The 21,510-nt window shown below is 75.3% G+C and carries 14 protein-coding genes; 2 read left to right on the top strand and 12 right to left on the bottom strand.

All coding sequences use genetic code 11. From position 1 onward, the window contains the following. Positions 1 to 2 precede the first annotated feature (2 nt). Both AB0F89_RS30340 and AB0F89_RS30335 read left to right on the top strand, forming a co-directional pair. Positions 3 to 5,315 carry a beta-ketoacyl synthase N-terminal-like domain-containing protein gene (locus AB0F89_RS30340; protein WP_367129064.1) on the top strand — a complete coding sequence of 1,771 codons (5,313 nt, stop codon included), beginning with the start codon at positions 3 to 5 and terminating at the stop codon, positions 5,313 to 5,315. A 55-nt stretch (positions 5,316 to 5,370) separates the two neighbouring features. After that, positions 5,371 to 6,804: an FAD-dependent monooxygenase gene (locus AB0F89_RS30335; protein ID WP_367129063.1), complete on the top strand. Its 1,434-nt coding sequence runs from the start codon at positions 5,371 to 5,373 to the stop codon at positions 6,802 to 6,804. Positions 6,805 to 6,853: 49 nt separating this feature from the next. On the opposite strand, the gene katG is transcribed toward AB0F89_RS30335, so the two are convergent. From katG to AB0F89_RS30275, 12 genes are all read right to left on the bottom strand, one after another. Continuing rightward, the gene (katG, locus tag AB0F89_RS30330) at positions 6,854 to 9,130 is read right to left on the bottom strand and encodes a catalase/peroxidase HPI (RefSeq protein ID WP_367129062.1); all 2,277 of its coding nucleotides are present in this window, start codon (positions 9,128 to 9,130) and stop codon (positions 6,854 to 6,856) included. Next, positions 9,131 to 9,577 (bottom strand): Fur family transcriptional regulator, encoded by a 447-nt coding sequence (locus AB0F89_RS30325; protein WP_367129061.1) that lies wholly within the window; start codon positions 9,575 to 9,577, stop codon positions 9,131 to 9,133. It abuts the gene before it with no gap. Between the two features lie 150 nt (positions 9,578 to 9,727). Next, entirely contained in the window at positions 9,728 to 10,357 is a 630-nt protein-coding gene (locus AB0F89_RS30320) for a DUF2306 domain-containing protein (protein WP_367129060.1), read from the bottom strand. 99 nt (positions 10,358 to 10,456) lie between these two features. Next, on the bottom strand, positions 10,457 to 11,116 hold the full coding sequence (locus AB0F89_RS30315) for a response regulator (RefSeq protein WP_367129058.1): 660 nt from the start codon (positions 11,114 to 11,116) through the stop codon (positions 10,457 to 10,459). Continuing rightward, complete coding sequence (locus AB0F89_RS30310) at positions 11,113 to 12,246, bottom strand: sensor histidine kinase (protein ID WP_367129057.1); 1,134 nt, start codon at positions 12,244 to 12,246, stop codon at positions 11,113 to 11,115. Before AB0F89_RS30310 ends, AB0F89_RS30315 begins: the two co-directional genes overlap by 4 nt. 55 nt (positions 12,247 to 12,301) lie before the next feature. Beyond that, complete coding sequence (locus AB0F89_RS30305; RefSeq protein WP_367129056.1) at positions 12,302 to 14,158, bottom strand: anthranilate synthase family protein; 1,857 nt, start codon at positions 14,156 to 14,158, stop codon at positions 12,302 to 12,304. Then, the gene (locus AB0F89_RS30300) at positions 14,155 to 14,817 is read right to left on the bottom strand and encodes an isochorismatase family protein (RefSeq protein WP_367129055.1); all 663 of its coding nucleotides are present in this window, start codon (positions 14,815 to 14,817) and stop codon (positions 14,155 to 14,157) included. Before AB0F89_RS30300 ends, AB0F89_RS30305 begins: the two co-directional genes overlap by 4 nt. 22 nt (positions 14,818 to 14,839) lie before the next feature. Continuing rightward, positions 14,840 to 15,613 (bottom strand): 2,3-dihydro-2,3-dihydroxybenzoate dehydrogenase, encoded by a 774-nt coding sequence (locus AB0F89_RS30295; protein WP_367129054.1) that lies wholly within the window; start codon positions 15,611 to 15,613, stop codon positions 14,840 to 14,842. A gap of 13 nt (positions 15,614 to 15,626) precedes the next feature. Continuing rightward, a complete protein-coding gene (locus AB0F89_RS30290; protein ID WP_367129053.1) occupies positions 15,627 to 16,799 on the bottom strand; it encodes a 3-deoxy-7-phosphoheptulonate synthase in 1,173 nt (390 codons plus the stop codon). Positions 16,800 to 16,948: 149 nt separating this feature from the next. Then, positions 16,949 to 18,325, bottom strand: coding sequence for a 3-carboxy-cis,cis-muconate cycloisomerase (pcaB, locus tag AB0F89_RS30285; protein ID WP_367129052.1), 1,377 nt, complete (start codon positions 18,323 to 18,325; stop codon positions 16,949 to 16,951). Beyond that, positions 18,322 to 20,289, bottom strand: coding sequence for an FAD/NAD(P)-binding protein (locus tag AB0F89_RS30280; RefSeq protein WP_367129051.1), 1,968 nt, complete (start codon positions 20,287 to 20,289; stop codon positions 18,322 to 18,324). Before AB0F89_RS30280 ends, pcaB begins: the two co-directional genes overlap by 4 nt. After that, complete coding sequence (locus AB0F89_RS30275) at positions 20,286 to 21,482, bottom strand: FAD-dependent monooxygenase (protein WP_367129050.1); 1,197 nt, start codon at positions 21,480 to 21,482, stop codon at positions 20,286 to 20,288. Before AB0F89_RS30275 ends, AB0F89_RS30280 begins: the two co-directional genes overlap by 4 nt. Positions 21,483 to 21,510 lie beyond the last annotated feature (28 nt).

The raw sequence follows: 21,510 nt of genomic DNA, 5'->3' as shown, positions 1-21,510 counted from the left end.
ACATGTCGGACGACAAGAAGCTCAGGGAATACCTCAAGCGCGTCACGGTCGAGCTGACCGAGTCGCGCAACCGGGTGCGGGAGCTGGAGCGCGAGGCCACGGCGCCGATCGCGATCGTGGGCATGGCCTGCCGGTTCCCCGGCGGCGTCGGCTCACCCGAGGACCTGTGGGACCTCGTCGAGGCGGGCGCGGACGTCATCTCCGGGTTCCCCACCGACCGCGGCTGGGACGTGGACGGGCTCTACGACCCGCGGCCGGGCGTGCCCGGCAAGACCTACACCAGGCACGGCGGCTTCCTGCCCGACGCGGCCGACTTCGACGCCGGGTTCTTCGGGATCTCCCCGAAGGAGGCGTTGGCGATGGACCCGCAGCAGCGGCTGTTCCTGGAGGCGGCGTGGGAGGCGCTGGAACGCGCGGGCGTCGACCCGACGTCGTTGCGCGGCAGCCGGACCGGCGTCTACGCGGCCCGCGTGACCGACGATTACGCCCAGGTGCTCACCAGGGCGTCGTCGGACGTCGAGCCGTACCGGATGACCGGCATCGCGAGCAGCGTCGTGTCCGGGCGGGTCGCCTACGCGTTCGGCCTCGAAGGGCCCGCGGTCACCGTGGACACGGCGTGCTCGTCGTCGCTGACCGCGCTGCACCTGGCGAGCCAGGCGCTGCGCCGCGGCGAGTGCTCGCTCGCGCTGGTCGGCGGCGTGACCGTGATGGCCACGCCCGAGGGGTTCGTGGACTTCAGCCGGCAGGGCGGGTTCGCGGCGGACGGCCGGTGCAAGTCGTTCGCCGCCACCGCCGACGGCACCTCGTTCTCCGAGGGCGTCGGGATGCTCGTGGTGGAGCGGCTGTCCGACGCCCGGCGCCACGGCCACCGGGTGCTGGCGGTGCTGCGGGGGAGCGCGGTCAACCAGGACGGCGCGTCCAACGGGTTGACCGCGCCGAACGGCCCGTCGCAGCAGAACGTGATCCGGGACGCGCTGGCCGACGCCGGGCTGACGGCGGACGACGTGGACGTGGTCGAGGCGCACGGCACCGGCACGCGGCTGGGCGACCCGATCGAGGCGCAGGCGCTGATCGCCACCTACGGGCAGGGCCGGGCGGCCGACCACCCGCTGCTGCTCGGGTCGATCAAGTCCAACATCGGCCACACCCTGGCCGCCGCCGGCCTGGCCGGGGTGATCAAGGTGGTGATGGCGATGCGGCGCGGCGTCGTGCCGCGCACCCTGCACGTCGAGGAGCCGACACCGGAGGTGGACTGGTCGGGCGGCGGTGTCGAGCTGGTGACGGGCGCCGTGCCGTGGCCGGACCGGGACCGGCCGCGGCGGGCCGCCGTGTCGGCGTTCGGGATGAGCGGCACCAACGCGCACGTGGTGCTGGAACAGGCCGAGCCGGAACCGGCGGCGGACGGCGACCTGCCACCGGTGGCCGAGGGCGTCCCGTCCTCGGCGGTGCCGTTGCCGCTGTCCGCGCGTTCCGAGCCGGCCCTGCGCGCGCAGGCGGCCGCGATCCGCGACGCGCTGCCGTCGGCGTCGGTGCTCGACCTCGGCTTCTCCCTGGCCACCACGCGGGCCGCCCTGACGCACCGGGCCGTGGTCGTCGGGCACGGGTCCGAGCCGCCGCACGACGCCCTGGACGGCCTGGCGAACGGCCGGGTGGCCCCGAGCGGCGTCGTGACCGGGGTGGCGCGGCCGGTAGGCAAGGTCGCCCTCGTCTTCCCCGGCCAGGGCGCGCAGTGGGCGGGGATGGCGGTCGAGCTGCTGGACGCCGAACCGGTGTTCGCGCGGCGGTTGCGGGAGTGCGCGGCGGAGATCGAGCGGCACGTGGCGTGGTCCGTGGAGGACGTGGTGCGCCAAGCGCCCGGCGCCCCCGGCTACGACCAGCTGGAAGTGGTGCAGCCGGTGCTGTTCGCGGTCATGGTCGCGCTCGCGGAGCTGTGGCGGGCGCACGGCGTGGAGCCGGACGCCGTCGTCGGCCACTCGCAGGGCGAGATCGCGGCGGCCTGCGCGGCCGGCGCGCTCAGCCTGGCGGACGCGGTCCGGATCGTGGTGCTGCGCTCGCGGATGTTCACCGAGGAGCTGACCGGCAAGGGGTCGCTGGCGTCCGTCGTCGCGTCGGCGGACGACCTCGCGCCCTTCCTCGCGCCGCACGGCGACCGGATCTCCGTCGCCGGGCTGAACGGGCCCGCCCAGACCACCGTCTCGGGCGAGGAGGGCCCGGTCGCCGAGCTGGTCGCCGCCCTGGTCGAGGCCGGTTTCCGGGCGAAGGTGCTGCCCACCTCGGTCGCCTCGCACTCCGCCCAGGTCGAGCCGCTGCGCGAGCGGATGATCGACCTGCTCGGCGCCGTGCGACCGCGGGCGGGCTTGGTCCCGATGTACTCCACGGTGACCGGCGCGGTGCTCGACGGCTCCGAGCTGACCGCCGACTACTGGTACGCCAACTGCCGCCGGCCGGTCCGGCTCGAACCCGTGGTCCGGGCCATGATCGCCGACGGGTTCGACGTCTTCGTGGAGGTCAGCGCGCACCCGGTGCTGGTGCCGTCGCTGGAGGACACGGTCGCGGCCGTCGACGCCGAAGCGGTCGTCGTCGGCACGCTGCGCCGCGGCGAAGGCGGTCCGGCCCGGTTCCGGACGTCGCTGGCCGAGGCGTGGACGCGAGGGGTGCCGGTGCGCTGGCCGGAGGTGTTCGCCGGGTCGGGCGCGCGCCGGGTCGACCTGCCGACGTACCCGTTCCAACGCCGCCGGTACTGGGTGGACGAACCGATCGCGACCGCGGGCGACCAGCCGGTGGACGGCGAGTTCTGGTCGGCGGTGGAGAGCGGCGACGTGGACGGGCTGGCCCGCGCCATCGGCCTGACCGACACCGAACCCCTCCGCGCGGTGCTCCCCGCGCTGGCTGGCCGCCGCGCCCGACAGTCCACCGTGGATGGTCAGCGCTACCGCTCGCGGTGGCGCGCGCTGCGCGACCCGGCCGGGGCGAGGCTGTCCGGCACCTGGCTGGTCCTGGGCGACCACGAGCGGGTCGCCGAGGTGCTGCGCGCCGCCGGCGCGGACGTCGTCGCCACCGACGTCGCCTCGCTGGGCGGTCACGTCGACGCCGCCGGCGTCGTGGGCGTGCACCTGTCGCCCGAGGACACCGTGGCGGTGCTGGCCCGAACCCGCGCGCCGCTGTGGTCGGTGACCACGTCGGCGGTGTCCGTGGACGAGGGCGACCGCCTCGACCGGCCCGAGCTCGCCGCCGTGTGGGGCCTGGCGCAGGCCGCCGCGGTGGAGCAGCCCGACCGCTGGGCCGGTGCGATCGACCTGCCGCCGACCCTGGACGACCGGGCCGCCGCGCGGCTGGTCGCCGTGCTGGCGGGCGGCCACGGCGAGGACGAGGTGGCGATCCGCCCGGCCGGCCTCTACGGCAGGCGCCTGGTCCGCGCGATCCGCCCGGCGGCCGACTGGACGTGGGCGGACCACGGCACGGTGCTGCTCACCGGCGCGGACACGCCGTTGGGCGTCGCCACGGCCAGGGCGCTGGTCGCGGCGGGCGTCGGCCACCTGGTGCTCCTGGGCGCGGCGCCGGACCTGGCGGCCGAGCTGGGCGCGACCGCCGTGAGCGGTGACGCCACGTCCCGGGACGCGATCGGCGCGGCGCTGGCGTCGGTGCCCGCAGAGCACCCGCTGACCGCCGTGGTCCACGCCGCGGACCGGCCGGGGGAAGCGGCGCTCGACCGCCTGGCGCCGGGGCAGCTGGCCGAGGTCGCCCACACCAGGGTGACCGCCGCGCGCAACCTGCACGAGCTGACCCGGGGCCACGACCTCAAGGCGTTCGTCCTGTTCTCCTCGGCCGCCGCGAGCGTGCCGTGCTGGGTCGGCCTCGGAGCGGTCGCGGCGGCCGCCGCGCAGCTCGACGCGCTGGCCGTGCACCGCCGGGGCCTCGGGCTGCCCGCCACGTCCGTCGCGTGGGGCCCGGTGGCCGACGGCGACGCCGAGCGCGGCGCGCGGCTGGACCGGCGGGGGCTGCCGCCGATCGACCCGGCCGCCGCCCTCGTCGCGCTGGACCGGGCGCTCGCGGCCGGCGAGCCGACGTCGATCGTGCTGGACGTCCGCTGGGCCGACTACCGGCGCGCGTTCACCGGCGCCCGGCCGACGCCGCTGCTCGGCGACCTGCCCGAGGCGCGCCCCGCGGCCGACGAGGTGGAGCGCCCGGGGTCCGCGGCGGACCGGCTCGCCGCGACCCCGGCCGCCGACCGGGAGGCGCTGGTGCTCGACGTGGTCCGCGCGGAGGTCGCCGCGCTGCTCGGCTACGGCGACGCGGAGTCGGTCGACCCGCGCCGGCCGTTCCTGGAGCTGGGGATGGACTCGGTGTCCGCGGTGGGGCTGCGCAACCGGATCAACGCGGCGGTCGGCTCCCGCATCGCACCGCGCGACCTGGCCGACCACCGCACGCCGGAGGCGCTGGCCAAGCACGTGCTGTCCACGGTGGACGGCGCGCGGGAGCGGCCCGCCGACCTGATCACCGACCTGTTCGCCCGCGCCGCGGCCGAGGGGCGGGTGGCCGAGTTCGCCGACCTGATGGGCGTGGCGGCGTCGTTCCGGGAGACGTTCTCGGCGCCGTCACCGGCCGACCGGCCCGAGGTCGTGACGCTCACCAGGGGCGCCGAGTCGCCTCGGCTGGTGTGCTTCCCGACCGTGCTGGCCACCGCCGGCGCGCACCAGTACGCGCGCTTCGCCGCCCCGTTCGCCGGTGTGCGGGAGGTGGCCGCGGTGCTGCCGCCCGGCTACACCGGCGGCCAGCGGTTGCCGGCTTCCCTGGCGGCGCTGGTGGACGCCTGCGCCGAGGCCGTGCGGGCGCACGTCGGCGACGAGCCGTTCGCGCTGGTCGGCTACTCGTCCGGCGCGCCGCTGGCCGCCGCCGTGGCCGAGCGGCTGGAGGCCGACGGCCTGGCGTCGACCGGGTTGGTGCTGATCGACGCCTACGACGTCGGCGGAGGACCGCTGACCGAGGTCGCGCCCGCGCTGCTCGGCGGGATGGCCGAGCGGATGGGCGGCTTGGCGCCCGCCGACCCGGTGCGGCTGACCGCGATGGGCGGGTACCTGCGGCTGCTGGACGGCTGGCGCCCTCGCGGCCTGCGCGCGCCGGTCGCGCTGCTGCGGGCGGGCGAGCCGCCCGCCGGGTGGTCCGGCACGGGTGACTGGCGGGCCCACTGGTCGCTGCCGCACGAGGCGCTGGACGTGCCCGGCGACCACTTCAGCGTGATCGAGGAGCACGCCGCGACGGCCGCGAAGGCGGCGGCGGAGTGGCTGGCCTCGGTGGCGGACCGGGCGAATGCGTGAGGCCGGGGCGGCAGCCCGCGGCGGTGGATCGGACGAGCGCGTGACGGAGGAGCGAATGGTGGACAGGACCAGCGTCCTGATCGTCGGTGCGGGCCCGTGCGGGCTCACGGCGGCTTGCGAGTTGCTGCGCGCCGGTGTCCCGGTGCGCGTCGTGGAGGCGTCCGAGGAGCCGCACACCGGCTCCCGGGCCATCCAGCTGTGGCCGCCCGCGCTGGAGATCTTCCGGGGCCTCGGCTTCCTGGACGAGGCGTTGGAGCGCGGCGTCAAGGTGCGGACCATGGCCTACCACCTCGCCGGCCGCAAGAGGCTGGACGTGGTGCTCGGCCGCCGCAACGAGCCGTTGCTGCTGCGGCAGGAGGAGACGAGCCGGCTGCTGGAGGAGACCTTCGCCGCCCTCGGCGGCGTGGTCGAACGCGGGCTGCGGGTCGTGGACGTGGTGAACGGCGCGGACTCGGTCACCGTCAAGGTCGACAGCCCGCGCGGCGTCGAGGTGGTCGAGGCCGACTGGCTGATCGCCGCCGACGGCGTGCGCAGCACCGTCCGGGAGCGGCTGGGCGTCGACTTCCCCGGTGAGCGGGTCGGCGCCACGCTGCTGCTCGCCGAGGGGCGCGTCGACGGTCCGCTGGACGCCGGGGCGGTGCACTACTTCCTCGGCCGGACCGGCTCGCTGGTGTTCGCCCGGATGGCGGGCGGCCGGACCAGGGTGTCCGCGGCGATCCCGGCGGACGCCGAGCTGTCGCCGGAGTTCGTCCAGTCCCTGCTGGACGAGCGCGGACCCGGCGGCCTGGTGGTCCGCGACCTGGACACGCTGACCACGTTCAGCAGCTCCGAGCGGATCGCCGCGCGGCTGCGCCTCGGCCGGTGCTTCCTGGTCGGTGACGCGGCGCACACCCACTCGCCGCTGGGCGGCCAGGGCCTGAACCTGGGCCTGCAGGACGTGCACAACCTCACCTGGAAGCTGGCGGGCGTCGTCACCGGGAAGCTGGGCGAGGCCGTGCTGGACACCTACGAGCCCGAGCGCAGGCAGGCCGCCGAGCAGGTGGTGTCGACCACCAGCCGGATGATCAAGGTGTTCACCGTCGGCCCGTTCGCCGCCCGGGTCCGCAACGGCACGTGGGGCCTGCTCCAGGCGACCGGCGCGCTGCGCCGCTGGTTCGTGCCGCTCATGGCGGGCTGGCGGACGCCCTACCCGGACACGCTCGGCTGGGGTGGCGCGAAGTGGCTGCCCGCGCCGGGCACCCGCGCGCCGCACTGGGTGCCGCCGTCGGCCGACCGGGCGTTCCGGCTGGTCACGGCCGGACCGAGGGCGGGCGCGCTGGCCAAGCACGCCGCGAGCGCCGCCGCCGCCCACCCGGACCTGGCGCACCACCACGTGCACCGCCCGACCGCGGGCTTCCTGCTGGTCCGCCCGGACGGCTACGTGGCCGCGTCGGGTCGCACCGCGGCCGCCCTCCGCGCCGCCTGCGACAAGCTGGAACGCGCTTCCTGACCGGGCGGGCCCGGCCGATCACGCGGGTGATCGGCCGGGCCCGTCGGGATCACGCCAGGTCGAACCGGTCGAGCTCCATGACCTTCGTCCACGCCGCGACGAAGTCGGCGACGAACTTCTCCCGGGCGTCCTCGCTCGCGTAGACCTCGGCGAGGGCGCGCAGCTGCGAGTTGGACCCGAAGACCAGGTCGACCGAGGTGGCCGTCCACTTCAGCTCGTCGGTGGCCGCGTCCCGGATCTCGTAGACGTCCGCCTCGGACCCCGACGCCCGCCACCGAGTGCCCGGCGAGAGCAGGTTGGCGAAGAAGTCGTTGGTCAGCACGCCGGGCCGGTCGGTGAGGACACCGTGCCGGGCGCCGCCGTGGTTGACGGCGAGGGCGCGCAGACCGCCGACGAGGACGGTCATCTCCGGCGCGGTCAGGTCGAGCATGTAGGCGCGGTCGACCAGCAGCACCTCCGGCTGGAGCTGCACACCGGCCCGCACGTAGTTGCGGAACCCGTCGGCGCGCGGCTCCAGGACCCGGAACGACTCGACGTCGGTCTCCTCCTGCGTGGCGTCGGTGCGCCCCGGGCGGAACGGCACGGTGACCTCGAAGCCCGCGTCGGCCGCGGCCTGCTCGACGGCGGCCGAACCGGCCAGCACGATCAGGTCGGCCAGCGAGACCTGCGCGCCGCCGGCCTCGTTGAAGTCCCGCCGGATGCCCTCCAGGGCCTCCAGGACCTTCGCCAGCTGCTCCGGCTGGTTGACCTCCCAGCCGCGCTGCGGTTCGAGGCGGACGCGGGCGCCGTTGGCGCCACCGCGCTTGTCGGTGGACCGGAAGCTCGCGGCCGACGCCCAGGCGGTGCCGACCAGCTCGGCCGTGGTGAGGCCGGACTTCAGCACCGCCGCCTTGAGGGCGGCGATGTCGGTGTCGCCCACCAGCTCGTGGTCGACGGCGGGCACCGGGTCCTGCCACAGCTGGGCCTCGGGGACCCACGGACCCAGGAACCGGCTGACCGGGCCCATGTCGCGGTGCAGCAGCTTGTACCAGGCCTTGGCGAACGCCAGCGCGAACTCGTCCGGGTTCTCCAGGAAGCGGCGGGAGATCTTCTCGTACGCCGGGTCGACGCGCAGCGACAGGTCCGTCGTGAGCATGGTCGGCTTGTGCTTGCGGGAGGGGTCGTGCGCGTCCGGGATGATCTCCTCGGCGTCCTTGGCGACCCACTGCTTGGCGCCGCCGGGGCTCGTGGTGAGCTCCCACTCGTAGCCGAACAGGATCTCGAAGAAGCGGTTGCTCCACTGCGTCGGCACGTCGGTCCACGTCACCTCGAGCCCGCTGGTGATCGTGTCCGCGCCCTTGCCGCTGCCGTGGCTGCTCAGCCAGCCGAGGCCCTGCGCCTCGATCGGGGCGCCCTCGGGCTCCGCGCCCACGTGGCCGTCGGCGACCGCGGCGCCGTGGGTCTTGCCGAACGTGTGGCCGCCGGCGATGAGGGCGACGGTCTCCTCGTCGTTCATCGCCATCCGGCCGAAGGTCTCGCGGATGAAGTGCGCCGCGGCGGCCGGGTCCGCGTTGCCGCGGGGACCCTCCGGGTTGACGTAGATGAGGCCCATCTCGGTCGCGCCGACGTCGGACGCCATCTCGGCCTCGTTGACGTAGCGCTCGTCACCCAGCCAGGCGTCCTCGGGGCCCCAGAAGATCTCCTCCGGCTCCCAGACGTCCTCGCGGCCGAAGCCGAAGCCGAAGGTCTTGAAGCCCATGGACTCCAGGGCGACGTTGCCGGCGAGCACGAGCAGGTCGGCCCAGGAGACCTTCTGGCCGTACTTCTGCTTGACCGGCCACAGCAGCCGGCGCGCCTTGTCCAGGTTGGCGTTGTCGGGCCAGCTGTTCAGCGGCGCGAACCGCTGACCGCCGTCGCCCGCGCCACCGCGGCCGTCGTGGATCCGGTAGGTGCCGGCGGCGTGCCAGCTCATGCGGATCATCAGGCCGCCGTAGTGGCCGAAGTCGGCGGGCCACCAGTCCTGCGAGGTGGTCAGCACGTCGGAGATGTCCCGCTTCAGCGCCTCGACGTCGAGCTTGGCGAACTCCTCGGCGTAGTCGAAGCCCTCGCCGAGCGGGTTGCCCTTGGCCGAGTGGGCGTGCAGCACCGAGAGGTCGAGCTGGTTCGGCCACCAGTCCCGGTTCGTGCGGGGGCGGCCGCCGGTCTTCGGGGTCGGCGAGTCGATCGCCGGGTTCTCGCTCTCGCTGCCCTGCGCGGTCACGGAGTCGTGCGCGACTGGGCAACCGGCCGCGGCCTTCTGGTCCACGCCCTGAGCGCTGGAGGTGGGCGTTGGCCTGGGGTCGCTCATCTACGTCCTTCCGACTGGCTGATCGTTGGCGGTGTGGTCGGCCGAGCAGTCGGGGCAGGAGCCCCAAAAGACGACCTCCGCCTCGTCGACGCGGAAACCGGCGTCGTCCGAGGCGGTGAGGCAGGGGCTGTGTCCGACGACGCAGTCGACGTCGGCGATCGCGCCGCACGAGCGGCACACGACGTGGTGGTGGTTGTCACCGACCCGGGACTCGTAGCGGGCGACCGCGCCGGCGGGCTGGATGCGTCGCACCAGGCCGGTCTCGGTCAACGCCCGCAGGACGTCGTAGATCGCTTGGTGGGACACCGCGGGGTGGTCCACCCGCACCAGGGAGATCACCGTCTCGGTGTCGACGTGGGGGTGGTCGCGCAGCGCGGCGAGCACCGCCAACCGCGGGCGGGTCACGCGCAACGAGACCGCCCGCAACTGCGCCTCGAAGTCGGACATCACCCTGCGACCTTAGACGCCTAGTCTGGATCGGATCAAAATTAGTTCCGTCACACCGCCCTTGTGGACACACTGCGTGGTCGTCCGGTCACGTAGGCGGAAAGTCTTGCGCGGTCGGGCAAACGGTGGCGACCAGTCCGGTGTGGGCTCTCACCTCCGGCGGTGGATGACCCATTCCGCCACCGCCAGGTTGACGACCCAGCCGGCGGCGATCAACACCGCCCTGGTGAACTCCGTTGGCGTCACACCGGCAACGGCCCACGGCAGGTGGGTGAACACCTGGGTGCCCGCGCCGAGACCGATGGCGTAACCGCGGGTGATCCACGCGCCGTGCGAGGTTACGTCACGTCTCCGGATCGCCAGGACGCCCAGTGCGATCGACACCGCCATGGCCGTGCCGAACACCAGCCGGAACGCGGTCACCAGCGGACCGTCGCCGGGCGGTTGCGGGTAGGTCAGCGTCATCCACAGGCCGGACAGCGCCGCGAGCAGACCGGCCGGCGCCAGGACCCGGCCGGACCGGCGGTGCCAGGCGCGGCGCCGGCGCCGGAAGCCCGGCGCGAACTGGAACGCGCCCAGCAGGCAGAAGGCGGTCGCCGACACGATGTGCAGCACCACCGGCAGGGGCGCGGCGAAGAAGCGCTCGTTGGCCGGGGTGATGTCGGCGGCGCTCGCCAGCTCGGCGACCCGCGCGGTCCCCGCGATCGCCGGCACCAGGGTCAACAGGATCAGGGACGTGGGCACCAGCCAGTCGGCCCGCGCGGTCGTCTTCGTCGTCATGGCTGAATCCTGGCGACGGGGCGGCTCCCGTTCATCGGGCGCAAGACCGGAACCGGTGTCGGCCGGAAGTACCGGGGACGGGCAGTGCTTCCGGCCGGGTCACCGGCCCCGGACGCGGTCGGTCTCGTAGGCCCAGATCGCGACCTCCACCCGGTTCCGGGCGCCCAGCTTCGCCATCAGGCTCGCCACGTGCGTCTTGACCGTGCTCAGCGTGATGTGCAGCCCGTCGGCGATCTCGTTGTTCGTCCGTCCACCCGCGACCTCCAGGAGCACCTGCTCCTCCCGGTCGGTCAACGGCTCCACCGGCTGCGCGGCGGGCGACGACGGGCCGCCGCGGGCGAAGGCGGTCAGCAACCGGGCGGTCACGCTCGGCGCGATCAGCGCGTCGCCCGCCGCCGCGGCGCGCACGGCCTGGGACAGCAGCGCCGGACCGGCGTCCTTGAGCAGGAAACCGCGCGCGCCGGCGCGCAGCGCGGCGTACACGTAGTCGTCCAGGTCGAACGTCGTGATGACGACGACCGCCAACGGGTCCGCGACGGTCGGCCCGGCCAGCAGCGAGGTGGCCTCGATGCCGTCCACGCCCGGCATCCTGATGTCGAACAGGCACACGTCCGGCCGCAGCCGCCGGGCCGCCTCCACGGCCCGCCGGCCGTCGGCCGCCTCGCCGACGACCTCGATGCCGGGCTGGGCGTCCAGGATCATCGTGAGCCCGGTGCGGACGATCTCCTGGTCGTCGGCCACGACCACGCGGATGCTCACACCGACGCCCCGGCGCGCGGCAGCACGGCGGTCACGGTCCAGCCCCGGCCGGGGTTCGGACCGGCCTCGCAGGTGCCGCCCAGCAGGCTCGCGCGCTCCGCCATGCCGATCAGCCCGTAGCCCGGCGTCCCGGCCGGGGCGCCGCCGTCGCCGTCGTCGCTCACCCGCAGCCGCACCGAGGTGTCGTCGGCCGCGACGCGGACCTCGATGAGCGTCGCGTGCCGGGCGTGCCTGCGGGCGTTGGTGATCGACTCCTGGGCCAGGCGGTAGATCGCGGTCCCGACCGGCGTCGGCAGGCCGTCCACGTCACCGACGATGCCCACCTCGACGGCCGGTCCGGACCGGGGCCGGCCGGCCAGCCGCTCCAGGTCGGCGACGCGGGGGTTGGGCGCCAGCTCGGCGGGCCCGTCGCGGCGCAGCAGCCGGACCATGGCGCGCATCTCCGCCAGCGCGGTGGACGCCTCGGACTCGATCAGCCGGAGCGCGTCGACCGCCGCGCCCGGGGTGGCAGCCGCGGTCGCCAGGCCCGCCTGGGCCCGGATCGCGATGGCCGAGACGTGGTGCGCGACGGTGTCGTGCAGGTCGCGCGCCAGCCGTTCCCGCTCCACCAGCTTGACCTGGTCGACCAGCCGGGCGCGGGCCCCGGCCCGGTAGCGGGTCGCCGCGCCCAGCGAGGCGCCGCAGAACGTCACGGCGAGCCCGGCGACGCCGTCCGCCGGGCTCACGTGGCCGAGCAGCACCGCGAGCACCGCGTGGCCGACGATCACCGCCACGCCGATCACGACCTCCCGCCCCGAACCCCACCGGAACAGCGCGTAGACCACGATCAGCAGGTACGCCAGCGCGTACGACTCGGGCGGCTGCCCGCCGGTCAGCAGCGGCGCCAGGGCGGTGGTGGCGAACGCGAACGCGAACGCGGTCAGCGGCTCGGTCCGCCGCCACAGCAGCGTCGGCGTCAGCGCGATCCCGATCGCCACCGCGAGCACCCGCCACGGCATGTCCGGCCGCAGGAACCCCTCCAGCAGCGCGAGCGGCACGAGCGCGCCGACGAGCGCCCAGTCCCGCCACACCCGCCGGGGCGCGTCGGGCGGGCGGGGTTCGGCCCACAGGGAGCGCAGCGGTTCCGGCACCCGACGATGGTACGAGCGCGGTGGCCGGGCCGGATCGGCCGGAAGTACGACCCGGTCACACCGCCGAGAGGTCCGCCGCCAGCCCCGCCAGCAGGTCGCCGATGATCTGCGGCCCGTTCCGGGTCAGCACGGACTCCGCGTGGAACTGGATCGAGGCGAAGTGCGCCCCGCGCAGGGCGTGCACCTCACCGGTCTCCGGGTCCCGGCACACCTCCACCCGGCCGGCCCCGTCGACGTCCAGCACGTCGTCCCGGCTGCGCGCGGCGAACGTGTTGTAGAACCCGACCCGCTCGCGCGCGCCGAACAGCTTGATCTCCCGCTGCGCGCCCTGGTTCGGCACGTCCCGCCGCACCAGCGGCAACCCCAGCCGCGCGCTGAGCACCTGGTGGCTCAGGCACACCGCCAGGAACGGCGTCCGGTCGGCCAGCAGCCGGTCCACCGCGCCGCGCAGGTGCGAGATCTTCGGGTGCGAGCCGTCGCGCGGGTCGCCCGGACCCGGTCCCATGACCACCAGGTCGGCGCCCGCCGTGTCGTGCGGCTCGTCGAAGCGGCACACCGACACGTCCAGCCCCAGCGCCCGCAGCTGGTGGGCGAGCATCGACGTGAACGTGTCCTCCGCGTCCACGACCAGCACCCGCCTGCCCGCCAGCGACGAGAGCCGCCGGGTGCCCTCCTCGCCGAGCCAGAACCGGGCGATGGTGGCGTTGCGCTCCTCCAGCGCGGCCCGCACCCGCGGGTGCTCGGCGAACCCGGTCCGCCGCAGCGCGGCCAGCAGCCCCGCCGCCTTGGCGCGCGTCTCGGCGGCCTCCGCCTCCGGGTCCGAGTGGCGCACCAGGGTGGCGCCGACCCCGATCCGCAGCGTGCCCGACCGGTCGATGTCGGCGGTGCGGATGAGGATGGCCGAGTCCAGCGCGTCACGACCGCGCTCGTCCCGGCCGATCAGGGCGATCACCCCGCTGTAGTAGCCGCGGCCCGCCGGCTCGTGCCTGCTGATCACCTTGCAGGCGCTCTCCAGCGGGCTGCCGGTCACCGTGGGCGCGAACAGCGTCTCGTGCAGCACGTCACGCGGGTCGCGGGTGGTGCGGCCCTCGATGAAGTACTCGGTGTGCGCGACCCTGGCCATCTCCCGCAGCCGCGGCCCGACCACGCGCCCGCCGGTGTCGCAGATGCGGCCCATCATCTTCAGCTCTTCGTCCAGCACCATGTACAGCTCGTCGGACTCCTTGACGTCGGCCAGGAAGTCCATCACCCCGCTCAGCGCGGGTCCCGACGACGGGTAGCGGTAGGTGCCGCTGATCGGGTTCATCACCGCCGTGCCCGCGTCGATGGTGACGTGCCGCTCCGGGGTCGCGCCGACGAACGTGCGGTCGCCGGCGTGCGCCAGGAACGTCCAGTGCGCGCCGCTCTCGCCGCGCACCAGCCTGCGGAACAGGGTCAGCGCCGTGGCCTGCGAGTAGTCGGTGATCTCGGCGACGTACGAGCGCTTGACCACGAAGTTCGCGCCCTCACCGGCGCCGATCTCCTCGGTGACCACCCGGCGGACGGTCTCGGCGTACGCGTCGTCGTCCACGTCGAAGTGCCCGCCGACCACGTCGATCGGCACGTCCGGCAACCGCCGCAGCACGTCGTCCAGCGGCAGCACGGCCTGGTCGGTGACGCTCAGCGCGATCAGCGGCTCGCCGTCGTCCACGCACGCGTACCCGCGCTCCGCGACCTGCCGGTAGGGGACGATCGCCAGCACCTCGTGCCCGCCGCCGGGCCGCCTCGGCAGGTCCGCCAGCCGTTCGGGCGCGGACAGGTCGCCGACCAGGACGTCCACCGCGTCCGGGTCCGTCCCCGGCCGGTGCAGCAGCGCGTACGCGGGCGACCGGGACGCCAGCACGTCGTCCAGCAGGTCGTGCGGCCGGCTCATCGCGCGACCGCCTGTCGGCGGGCGGGCGAGCCGAGGTGGTCCAGCACCTGCTCGGCGGTCACGACCACGGCGCACCGGTCGGCCGCGTACTCGACGGCCAACCGGTGGTGCTCGGGCGTGAAGTCGGCCACCGCGTCGGCCACCAGGAACGCCTGGATGTCGTTGGTGAACGCCTCCACCGCCGTCATCAGCACGCCGACGTGCGCGTACACCCCGCACAGGATGAGCTGGTCGCGCCCCAGCGCCCGCATCCGGTCCAGCAGGTCGGACCGGAAGAACGCGCTGTAGCGCCACTTGGTGAGCACCCAGTCGGCCGGGTCGGGCGCGAGTTCGGCCACCACCTCGCGGTCGGCGGGGTCGGTGCGCATGCCCGGACCCCAGAAGTCCTTGAGCAGGCCGCGCTGCCGCTCGTCCATGCCGCCGGGCTGCGCCGTGTAGGCCACCGGGACGCCGAGCGCCGCGCACCGGTCGCGCAGCCGGGCGGCGGCGTCGACCAGGCGCCCGCGCAGCGGGTCGGGGAACGGCGCGAGGAAGTAGCGCTGCATGTCGTGCACCAGCAGGACCGCGCGGTCCGGGTCCGGGGTCCACCGGGCGGTGTTGGCGGGCAGGTCGCCCGCGTTCGGCAGCGGGTAGGGTGCGATCGGGGGGATGCCGGTCATGTCCTTCGTCCTCCGGGTGCGGTCACGCGCCGAGCGCGGCCCCGCCGTCGACGGTCAGGGCGTGCAGCGTGATGTGCGAAGCGGCGTCGGAGAGCAGGAACGCCACGGCGTCGGCCACGTCCTCGGGCCGGGCCAGCTTGCCCAGGGGTATGCCGACCCGGAACTCCTCGGGCCTGCCCTCGATCGTGCCGCGCGGCCCGGTCTCGTCGTGCCACATGGAGCTGAGCATCGGCGTGTCGGTCGAGCCGGGCGCCACCACGTTGCACCGCACGCCGTGCCGGGCCACTTCGAGGCCGAGGCACTTGGTGAACATGGTGGCCGCCGCCTTGGACGCCGCGTACACCGCCATGTGCGTGCGCGGTGTGGCCGCCGCGTTGGACGCGACCGTCACGACGGCGCCCCGGCGGCGCCCGGTCATCCGGCGCACCACGGCCCGGGAGACCAGGAAGACGCCGGTGGTGTTGACCGCGATGGTGGTGTGCCAGTCCTCGTCGCCCAGGTCGACCACCTCGCCGAGGCGCAGCACGCCGGCCGCGTTGACCAGCTGGTCGATCGGCCCGAGGTCGCGTTCGACGGCGGCCACCACCTCCTCCACCCGAGCGGCGTCGCTCACGTCGGCCGGGTGGGCGCGCACCGCCAGCCCGTCGGCGTTCCACCGGGCCACCTGCCCGGCGAGCGCGTCGGCGTCGCGGTCCACGGCGGCCACCGCGGCGCCGCCGGCGGCCAGGGTCCGGACCACGGCGGCGCCGATGCCGCCCGCCGCCCCGGTGACCAGGGCGACCGTCCCGTTCGTCATCGTGTCCTCCCGCTCAGTCGCGCCAGGCGTGGATGGTGGCCACCGCCTGGTCCGGGTTGAGCCTCGGGTCGCAGAAGCTGGTGTACTTCTCGCCGACGCGGTCCACTTCGGACTCACCGGGCACGCACTCGGTGACGTGGTCGGGCGTGGCCTCCAGGTGCAGGCCGCCCGCGACGCCGCCCGCCGCCTCCACGGCGACCCGGAAGGCGGCCACCTCGCGGTTGAGCGCGCTCAGGTACCGGGTCTTGAGGCCGTCGGGGGTCACGACGGTGTTGGCGTGCATGGGGTCGCACAGCCAGATCACCGGGTGGCCCGCCGCGCGCACCGCCTCCACCAGCGGCGGCAGCAGGTCGGCGACGGCGTCGGCGCCCATCCGCGCGATCAGCGTGAGCCTGCCCGGCTCGCGGTGCGGGTCCAGCCGCTCGCACAGCGCCAGGACCTCGGCCGCGGTCGTGGTCGGCCCGACCTTGCACGCCACCGGGTTGGCCACCCGGGCGAGCAGGTCGACGTGCGGCCCGTCCACCTGGCGGGTGCGCTCGCCGATCCACGGGAAGTGGGTGGACGTCAGCACCGCCTCGCCACCGCCGTCCCGGCGCACCAGCGAGGTCTCGTAGTCCAGCAGCAGCGCCTCGTGGCTCGTCCACACCACCGGGTCGATCGGGCCGCGCTGCCGGCGGCCGCCCCAGCCCAGGTGCCGCATCACGGCGCTGGCCGCGGAGTAGCCGACGAGCATCCGGCGCGGGTCCGGCCGCCGCCCCTCGGGGTCCGGCTCCGGGCTGTTCACCATGTGCCCCCGGTACGCCGGCAGCTCGACCCCGCCGACCAGCTCGGTCGGCTTGGACCGCGGCTTCGCGAACTGCCCGCCGATCCGCCCGACCCGCACCACCGGTCGACGGGTGATCATCTTCATGGTGCCCGCGAGGACGTCCAGCAACGCCGCCTTGCGGGCCACGTAGCCGGCCTCGCACTCCACCGGGTCCTCGGCGCAGTCACCGGCCTGCACCACGTGCGCGCCGCCGGTGGCCACGAGCGCCAGCGCCGCGCGCAGGTCGCGCACCTCCTCGCCGGTGACCAGGCCGGGGGAGCGGGCCAGGTCCTCGCGGACCCGGCGCACGGCCGCCGGGTCCGCCCAGTCCGGTTGCTGCAGCGCCGCGGCCCGCCGGAAGTCGAGCAAGGCGTTGTCCACAGGAGTCTCCCATCACGGTTGAGTGAGTGCGACTGTCGTTGTGCCCCAACGCTCGTGGAACGGCAGGCCATCGTTCGGCACGGGTTTCCGCCGTGTTCCCATGATGTGCCGACGGGACGGGGGAGCACCACGCGCGGTGGTGGAATCCGTCAGGTGGCGCGGGAACCGCCGGCCAGCGCGCGGTCCACCATGGACCCGGCCGCGCCGGTGTAGCGGGTCGGGTCGCACCAGTCCGCCCGATCGGCGGGGTCGACCGACCCGGCCGGCTCCGGCGCGTCGGCCAGCACGTCGGCCAGCGACCGGCCGGTCCGGTCGGCGAGCGCGGACCAGTGCGCCAGCAACCGCTTGGCCTCGGCCCGGCCGAGGTGCGGCGCGAGCAGCGCCGCGATCCGCTCGGAGACGACCTGGCCGCCGGTGAGGTCGAGGTTGCGGCGCATCCGCTCCGGCCTGACCTCCAGCCCCTCGGCGAGTTCCACCGCGGTGTGCGCCGCGCCGCCGGTCAACCGCAGGCACTCGCGCAGCGGCAGCCACTCGGCGTGCCACGCGCCCGCGGAGCGCTCGTCCTCGGCCAGCAGGCACTGGGTCACCGCGGTGGCCAGCGGTGGCACCTGGAGCGCCGCGCTGCGCAACAAGGTCGTCAGGACCGGGTTGCGCTTGTGCGGCATGGCCGACGAGCCGCCCCGGCCGGGCCGGTGGGGTTCGGCCACCTCGCCGACCTCGGTCCGGGCCAGGGACTGCACGTCCACCGCGATCTTGCCCAGCACGCCCGCGGTGAGGGCCAGCGCGGCGGCCAGGTCGGCGAGGGGCGCGCGGGCGGCGTGCCAGGGCAGCGGCGGCGCGGCCAGGCCGGTCTCGGCGGCGAACGCCTCGACCAGCCGTTCGGCGTAGGCCGCCGGGTCGTCGAGCGGTCCGGCGTGGACCAGGTAGCCGGCCAACGTGCCCGCGGCCCCGCCGAGCGACACGGGCAGGGCGTCGGCCACGGCCGCCAGGCGCCGGTCCGCGTCGAGCACCGACTGGCGCCACCCGGCCGCCTTCAGGCCGAACGTCGTCGGCACGGCGTGCAGCGCCAGCGTCCGGCCCACCATGGGGGTGTCGCGGTGCTCGCGGGCCAGGTCGGTCAGCGCGTCCGCGCAGCGGCCCAGGTCGGCCCGGATGGCGCGCAGGACGCGCCGCGCCACCAGCATCGCGCCGGTGTCGAAGACGTCCTGGCTGGTGGAGCCGCGGTGCACGTGCGGCGCCGCGTCCGCGTCCACGGCGGCGGTGAGCGCCTGGACCAGGCCGACGACCGGGTTGGCGGTCTCCCGCGAGGCCACGGCCAGGGCGCGCACGTCGAACGCCTCCACCCGGGCCGCGCGGGTGATCGCCTCGGCCGCCGACCGCGGCACGGTGCCCAACTCCGCCTGCGCCCGGGCCAGCGCGGCCTCCGCGTCCAGCATCGCCTGCACCCACGCCTCGTCGGACACCAGAGCCTCCACCGGTGTCCCCGCGCGCACGGGGGAGAGCAGGCCGGTATCCGACCCGGTCACACGATCACCCCCTCCGGCACCGGCTCCAGCCCACCGACCGGCAGCACGGTGAACGGCGCGCGCGACGCCCTCGTCAGGGACAGCACGGCCTGCGCGATCGCGTCCGAGTCGCCCAGGGTCACCGAGTCGACGCCCGGCCTGATCCCGGCCGCCGTCACCCAGTGCACCGACTCCGTCGGCACCCCGTACGCGAAGCGCCGCGGATGAGCGCGTCCCTTGGCGTCGAGCACGTGGTACGGCCGCTCGGTGACCGACAGGCCACCGGTCTCGTAGTGGGAGCCGGACGAGGTCGGGACCCGGTGCGCCCGGATCTGCTCGGTCGCCAGGAGGTGCCGCATCAGCGGGTCCTCGGTGCGCCGCAGGTCCGGTTCCGGCAGCCGCGCCTCGATCAGCACCCGCGCCCGCACCGGCGGACCGGGGACCTCGCGCGACTCGGCGACGAACGCCGGGTCCTCCCCGGTGTCCAGCCACAGCACGGCGCCGGGCCCGGTCAGCTCCAGCACACCGGCCTCGACCAGGGCGATCATCTCCTCGACGCGCCGCGCCGGCGGGCCGATGGACAGGAACGCGTTGAGCGGGGTGTACCAGCCGTCGAGGTCGTCGCGGTGGGAGCCGCCGTCCAGGCCGCAGTGGTCCACCACCAGCCGGATCTCGTTGCGCAGGTCCCGCAGCACGTCCAGGGCGGCCTTGAGCGGGCCGTCGACGTTGCCCCGCCTGGCCTCCTCGACGTCGCGCGCCAGGTGGCCGAGCAACCAGTCGCGGAAGTCGGCGCGGTCGGCGAAGCGCCGGTCCCCGTGCGGCCGGGAGATCGACTCCCAGTCCCACCGGTCGGCCCGCGCGACGCCGTGCTCGTCCAGCAGCCGCGACCGCGCCGTCGCGGTGCGCGCGGCGGCGTACCGCTCGGCCAGCCGGTCGCCGTCGGCCGGCCGCCCCCGGGACCTCAGCAGCGTGCCGTAGTAGACGCTCTCCACCTCGACGGCGATCCGCGGCCACACGTCCACCCCGAAGGACACCCGGTCGTCGGTCGCGGCACGTCGGCGCAGCTCGGCGACCACGTCGGCGGTGAACACCCTCGGCGTGTGCCTGCCGTGCGCGCCCTTCTGGTTCTCGCCGCGCGCGTGGTACGGGATGCCGCGCCGGGACGTCGCGACGAGGTGCGGTTCCCGCCCGGACGGCCGGTACACCAGCCGGTCGCCGTCCCGGGCGAACGCGCCGCCGCGACCGAGGGTCAGCAGGGCCATGTGGTCGAAGAAGTTCAACCCCAGACCGCGCAGCAGGACCGGCTCGCCCGCGGGCACGACGTCGAGGTCGACGTCCGCCGGGTTCGCCGGGGTCAGGTAGGTCAGGCCGTGGATGCGGGCCAGGCTGGCGGTGCGGGCCTCGCGCGGCGACGGGCGGGTCGGCAGGTGGCCCTGGGCGAGCACGACCGCGTCCAGGTCGTGGACGCGGGTGCCGTCCTCCAGCCGGACGCCCTGCGGTCCGCCGGACGCGCCGTGGGTGTCGGCCATCGCGACCGCCCGCGAGCGGTGCACCCGCACCGTGACGCCGGCCGGCGCGGTCGCCACCACCCGGTCGAACGCCGCCGCCAGGTAGCTGCCGTAGAAGGCGCGCGTCGGGTAGCTGTCCGGTCCGAGCGCCTTCGCCTCGGCCAGCACCTCCGGGTCTTCGTGCCGGGTGAGACCCCGCGCCCACTCGTAGAGGGTGGGACCGGGTTCGATCGGACCCTCGATGCGAGTGCTCGCGTCGGTGTGGACGGTGATCTGCGACGCGACCGTGTTCATCAGCAGCAGGCGCGACTGGGTGGTCCGCCACACCGAGCCGGGCCCCGGCGGCGCCGGGTCGACCACGTGCACGGTGACCGCCTCGTGGCGCGGTCGCGCGCGTTCGTTGGCGCACAGGCGTTCCAGCACGGACAGGCCGCGCGGTCCCATCCCGACGACGCACACCGCCAGCGACCCGTTCACCGCGCCACCGCCGTCCCGGCGCCGGCGGGCACCGCCGCCCGGTGCAGCCACGCGACCCGGTCGTGCAGCTCGGTGGGCGTCAACGCGGCGAGGGCGGCGTTGCGCGCCCGCGCCCGGGCGCCCTCCGGGTGCCACAGCACCGTGCTGCGCCGGGACACCCGCTGCACGTCGGCGGTCCGCTCCCGCCGCACGGCGTTGTACCGGCGGAACCGCTCCGGGAACGCCTCCGCGCCGCTGTCGAGCAGCCCGCCGAGCACCACGGCGTCCTCCAGCCCCTGGCAGGCGCCCTGCGCGGCGAAGTGCAGCATCGGGTGCGCGGCGTCGCCGAGCAGCACCACCCGGCCGTCGACCCACGTGTCCACCGGGTCGCGGTCGACCAGTCCCCAGGCGCGGAAGTCGTCGCCCAGCGCCAGCAGCCGCCGGGCGGTCGGCCCGAACCCGTCGAACAGCCGGCGCACGTGCGGTGTGCCCACCGGCACGCCGTTGACCGCCTCGGTCGCGCCGTCCTCGTGGATGACCGCGAGGTTCAACGTCCGGCCGCCGTTGATCGGGTAGTGCACGAAGTGCCGCCCGGGGCCCGCCCACCAGGTCACCGCGTTCCACCGCAGCTCCGGCGGCACGTCGGCCATCGGGATCAGGGCGCGGTACGCGGTGTGCCCGGACACCACCGGCTCGCCGTCGCCGACGAGCTGCCGGCGGATCGCCGAGCGGATGCCGTCCGCGCCGATCACCGCGTCGCCGGTGACCCGCTCGCCGCCCGCGAGCACGACGGTGGCCCTCGCGCCGTCCTGCTCGTAGCCGACCGCCGCGCAACCGACCCGCAGCCGCACGCCCGGCATCGAGCGGCAGGCGTCCAGCAGGGACGCGTGCAGCTCGGCGCGGTGCGCCACCACGTAGGGGTTGCCGAACCGGGCGCGGTACCCCTCGGTCAGCGGCATGCTCACCACGTGCTCGTCCGTGGTGCCGTCCATGAACCGCAACTCGTCGATGTAGACGGCGGTGGCGCGCACCGACGCGCCGACACCGAGCGCGTCGAGCGCGTGGATGCCGTTGGGCGCGATCTGGATGCCCGCGCCGATCTCGGCGAACCGGTCCGCGCGTTCGAGCACGACGACCCGGTGCCCCCGCCGTGCCACGGCGGTGGCGGCGGCCAGTCCGCCGATCCCGCCACCGACCACTACTACCTCTGCCATGGTCTGCTCCGCCCGTCGTGGTCGACCG

Source organism: Saccharothrix sp. HUAS TT1, from assembly GCF_040744945.1.
Taxonomy (GTDB): Bacteria; Actinomycetota; Actinomycetes; order Mycobacteriales; family Pseudonocardiaceae; genus Actinosynnema.
This window is presented reverse-complemented; position numbering and strand designations above follow the sequence as displayed.